6 protein-coding genes are annotated in these 4,343 nt (G+C 72.0%); 3 read left to right on the top strand and 3 right to left on the bottom strand.

Annotation, left to right across the window (positions count from 1 at the left end; genetic code table 11):
* Window positions 1-332 precede the first annotated feature (332 nt).
* On the bottom strand, window positions 333-1,025 hold the full coding sequence (locus tag GL263_RS22455; RefSeq protein ID WP_182857566.1) for a DNA-3-methyladenine glycosylase: 693 nt from the start codon (window positions 1,023-1,025) through the stop codon (window positions 333-335).
* 35 nt (window positions 1,026-1,060) lie between these two features.
* Between GL263_RS22455 and GL263_RS22450 the strand changes: the two genes are divergently transcribed.
* On the top strand, window positions 1,061-1,843 hold the full coding sequence (locus tag GL263_RS22450; RefSeq protein WP_182857565.1) for a sporulation protein: 783 nt from the start codon (window positions 1,061-1,063) through the stop codon (window positions 1,841-1,843).
* A 107-nt stretch (window positions 1,844-1,950) separates the two neighbouring features.
* Here the strand turns inward: GL263_RS22450 and GL263_RS22445 are convergent, their stop codons facing one another.
* Together GL263_RS22445 and GL263_RS22440 are read right to left on the bottom strand one after the other, a co-directional pair.
* Window positions 1,951-2,397, bottom strand: coding sequence for a barstar family protein (locus GL263_RS22445; RefSeq protein ID WP_182857564.1), 447 nt, complete (start codon window positions 2,395-2,397; stop codon window positions 1,951-1,953).
* Window positions 2,394-2,807, bottom strand: coding sequence for a guanyl-specific ribonuclease (locus GL263_RS22440; RefSeq protein WP_182857563.1), 414 nt, complete (start codon window positions 2,805-2,807; stop codon window positions 2,394-2,396). Before GL263_RS22440 ends, GL263_RS22445 begins: the two co-directional genes overlap by 4 nt.
* A 79-nt stretch (window positions 2,808-2,886) precedes the next feature.
* Between GL263_RS22440 and GL263_RS22435 the strand changes: the two genes are divergently transcribed.
* A complete protein-coding gene (locus GL263_RS22435) occupies window positions 2,887-3,423 on the top strand; it encodes a YbhB/YbcL family Raf kinase inhibitor-like protein (protein WP_182857562.1) in 537 nt (178 codons plus the stop codon).
* 341 nt (window positions 3,424-3,764) lie between these two features.
* Window positions 3,765-4,295 (top strand): HNH endonuclease, encoded by a 531-nt coding sequence (locus tag GL263_RS22430; RefSeq protein ID WP_182857561.1) that lies wholly within the window; start codon window positions 3,765-3,767, stop codon window positions 4,293-4,295.
* The last annotated feature ends 48 nt before the right edge of the window (window positions 4,296-4,343 follow it).

Below are 4,343 nucleotides of genomic sequence, written 5' to 3'. Positions count from 1 at the left end.
CATCGTGGGATGGACGGGGTATCAACATATCTGGCGTTGACTTTTGGCACACTGTTGAGTTCTCAAGGAACGGACGCTTCCTTCGGATTCCCTTCCGGGCTTCCTCCGGGCGCTTCCCTTCGGTGTTCACTACTTTAGCGTTTCTTCCGCGGAACTCATAATCGAGCTCTTCTGGAATACGTGACGGCATGCCTCTGGCACACCCTCAGGTGATCCGCTTCTGGTAGTTGTGCCGCCCGGTTCGGCGGGTGCTGTAGGGCCTTGACCGGCCTTCGCTTCCCCGCCGCCTCTTGTTGCGGCTCGGACTACGTTAGGCGTCGGGGCTGGCAGAGTCAAGTCGCCTCTGTCTTCAGCCGTGCACGGCTCCGCGGCTGGTGTGCGCGGTAGGGGCTGACCGTCGGATCGTCGCCGATCCAGAAGCGCCACGGGTACGGTGCGCCCTCCCCGCCGACTCCGGTGCGCGGCCCGGTGCGGATGTGGCGGCGGGCGGGCGGCCGGCCCGCCAGGACACCGAGTTCCCCGTCCGGCTCGGTGGCCTCCAGTGCCTCGCCGTCCGACTCCGCGAGGCAGACGTTGACAGCGTTCAGCGCGCGGTCGACGTCCAGTGCGGTCGCCAGGCGGGCGGGCCCCTTGGCGAGCTCGGTGTCGCGGCGGGCGTTGGGGCGGTGGGCGCGGGCCAGCTCCAGGCCGGAGACGATCTCCCCCGCCCGCAGCAGCACTCCGCTCGCCTTGCCCTCGGGACCGCAGACCAGGTTCAGGCAGTGCCACATCCCGTAGGTGAAGTAGACGTAGGCGTGTCCGGGCGGGCCGAACATCGCGGCGTTGCGCGCGGTGCGGCCCCGGTAGGCGTGCGAGCCCGGGTCCCGCTCCCCGTCGTACGCCTCCACCTCCGTGAGGCGCAGCGCTATCCGGCCGCGGGGGGTGGTGCGGACGAGGATGCGGCCGAGCAGGTCCGGGGCGACGTCGAGTACGGGGCGGTCGAAGAAGGTGCGGGGCAGAGCAGTACGGTCACGGCCGGAGATCATGTCGTTCGAGCGTAGTCGAGTCCCGGGGAGAAAAGATGGCTCTCAAGAAGCTGTTCGCGTCGATGGGCATCGGCGGTGCGTCGGTGGAGACGGTGTTGTCGGAGCCCAACGTGCTGCCGGGCGGTGTGGTGCACGGGGAGGTCCGCATCGAGGGCGGCTCGGTCGCCCAGCGTGTCCAGGGTCTTTCGGTGGGGCTCCAGGCCCGCGTGGAGGTGGAGACGCAGGACGGCGAGCGTCGGGAGGACATGTCGTTCCACCAGCAGCAGCTGGGCGGGGCGTTCGAGCTGGCGCCCGGTGCCGTGCACACGGTGCCGTTCGCGTTGGGCATCCCGTGGGAGACGCCGGTCACGTGCTTCCTCGGCCAGCATCTGACCGGCATGCACGTGGGCGTGACCACCCAGCTGGACATCGCCCGGGCCATCGACTCCACCGACCTCGACCCGGTCGCCGTCCACCCGCTGCCGGCGCAGCAGGCGATTCTGGACGCGTTCGGCGCCCTCGGCTTCCGCTTCAAGAGCGCCGACCTGGAGAAGGGCATGATCAGCGGCACCCGGCAGCAGCTGCCGTTCTACCAGGAGATCGAGTTCCACGCCCCGGAGCGGTACCGGGGGCTGAAGGAGGTCGAGCTGTCGTTCGTCGCGGACGGGCAGGCGATGGACGTGGTCCTGGAGATGGACAAGAAGCCGGGCCTCTTCAGCGGAAGCAGCGACTCGTACCGCTGCTTCCAGGTGGGCCTCGGCGACTTCCACCAGACCGACTGGGCGGGTTACCTGAACCACTGGCTGGCGGAGGTGGGCGGTCGCCGCAAGTGGTTCTGACGGGCCCCGCGATCGAATGCGGCAGCCCGGACCCCGGTGGCGGGGCGCTCCGAGGAGCGCTCCGCCACCGGGGTCCGGGCGACGCGCGGCCGAACCGGCGCGGCCGCTCAGCCGAGCAGGGCCACAAACGGTGTGTCGCGCGCCGACCAGAAGCCCGCGGAGGCGGTGAGCACGTCGGTCGCGGTCGTGGCGTCCTCCGGCGCCGACGCCGCGAAGTCGGCCCAGCCGGTGAGGACAAAGAGGTAGCCCTCCGGGTTGTCCTCCTCCCACCAGGAGAGGTCGGTGAGGCAGTCCGCCAGGGCGTCCCAGTTCCGGCCGAACCAGTCGGGCAGTTCCATGCCCGACTGGCAGGCCGCGAGGAAGGCGGCCTTGTCCGTCACTCCTTCGAGTGGCGTGAGCGCGGTGCGCCAGCGTACGGCGCGCGCGGCGTCCAGCACCTCCGTGACGCGGGTCCCGGCGGGGGGCGGCTCCCACAGGTACACGCCCGGCGGGACCGAGCCGTCGAGCAGGCCCGCCACCGAGGGGTCGGGCATGGCCGGGAGGGGAAGAGTCATGGGTTCACCACAGCCTTGAACGATTCGTAGTGGTCGCTGGTGTAGTAACGCTCGCCCTCGCTGCCGGTGACGATGCGTCGGGCGCCGCGGTTGCGGGCGCCGGGCGTGGGCACGGTGTATTCGCGGTAGTAGCCCCTGTCCTGCCGCGGCAGCCGGCGTTCGTAGTTGCCGAAGACGCTGCCGTCCTTGGCGTAGGGGAACGGGCCGTCCGCGTCGATGAGGCGCAGCGTCTCCCGGGCCTCGTCGGGGAGTTCGGCGGGGGTGACAAGCGGCAGGCCCTCGGCCCACTCGGGTGTGGCCGTGACGCCGGGCGTCCCGTCGGGTCCCGGGGTGGTGGGGCTGTCTGTGCCGCAACCGGTCAGCAGCAGGGCGAGGGCGGCCACGAGGGCGGGCAATATCCTTCTGAGCACTCCGACATGCTGCCAGCAGTGCCCGGCGCCGGCTGGTTAGGCTGGCCGGGCACCGAAGTTCGCGACGAGGAGGCATCACATGACCGAGCAGCGACGGCGTCCGCTCCCCCACGACTTCCACCCCCCGGTGGCCTCCTTCACCGTGGTCAGCGACGACGTGGAGGACGGTGGCACGCTCGGGTCGGCGCAGGTGTACGCGGCCGGCAACACCTCCCCGCACCTGCGGTGGGAGGGCTACCCGGAGGACACCAGGAGCTTCGCGGTGACCTGCTTCGACCCGGACGCGCCGACGGGCAGCGGCTTCTGGCACTGGACGGTGTTCGACATCCCGCTCGACGTCACCGAGTTGCCGACCGGCGCCGGCAGCGGCGACTTCACCGGGCTGCCGGCGGGCGCGGTGCAGGTCCGGAACGACTACGGCACGGCCGAGTTCGGCGGCGCGGCGCCGCCGCCCGGCGACGGGCCGCACCGGTACGTGTTCACCGTCTACGCCGTCGGCGAGGACAAGCTGGGCCTCGACGAGGGCGCGACCCCGGCGGTCGTCGGCTTCAACCTGCGGTTCAAGGCCATCGGCCGTGCGCAGCTCGTCGCGGAGTACGAGGAGCGTGAGCTCTAGGCACCACCGCACCACCGCACCACCGCGCAGCAGCCCTCCGGGCGCGCTTCCGGCTCGTCTGCGGACGAGTCGCGGGGCCCGGGCGGACGGCCTCACCGGGCCGCCGTCCGGGCCCTTCTGTGTGCCGGGTCGGTGGGCCCTGTCGGTGGGCCGGCCCGGTGCGGGGCGGTCTCCGCCGCCGGGGCCACGCGGGTGCGCCGTCCGCTCGCCGTCGTCCCGTCCCCCGCACGTTCCGCTTCGGTCACCCGTCGTACAGCGCGGGGAAATTGCGTTGTCGGTCGGAAGGGGCACCGGCACAGTGGTGCCACCCGCCGCCCGGCGGGCCTGACGGGGAGGTGGACGTGCGCGAGACGCTGGTTCTGAACGCGAGCTTCGAGCCACTGGCGACGGTGGCGCTTCGACGGGCGGTGGTCCTGGTGATGCAGAACAAGGCCGTGGTCGAGCAGGCGCACAGCGGGCGGAAGGTCCGTGCCGCGCAGGTCGAACTCCCCGTGCCGCAGGTGATCCGGCTGCGGCGGTACGTGAAAGTGCCGTTCCGACAACGGGCGCCGTGGTCGCGGCGCGGTGTGCTGGTGCGGGACCGCCACCGTTGCGCCTACTGCGGGCGTCGCGCGACCACGGTCGACCACATCGTGCCCAGGTCGCACGGCGGCGGTGACACCTGGCTCAACACCGTGGCGGCGTGCGCGGCGGACAACCACCGCAAGGCGGACCGGACTCCGGCGGAGGCGGGGATGCGGCTGCTGGTACGGCCGTTCGAGCCGACGCCGGCGGACGCGCTGCTGCTGGCCCTCAACCTCCGGGACGGGGAGGGCCTTCCGGACTGGCTGAGGCTGCCGGCGCCGGCAGCCGGACCCGCGTCGGCGGCCTGACCCGCCCGCGGCAGCCTGACCGGCGCCGGGCGTGACGCGGGCCCGCCG

It is taken from the genome of Streptomyces durbertensis, assembly GCF_014156695.1.
Classification (GTDB): Bacteria; Actinomycetota; Actinomycetes; order Streptomycetales; family Streptomycetaceae; genus Streptomyces; species Streptomyces durbertensis.
The sequence above is the reverse complement of the archived record's forward strand: the minus strand, read 5'-3'. Positions and strand labels throughout refer to the sequence as shown.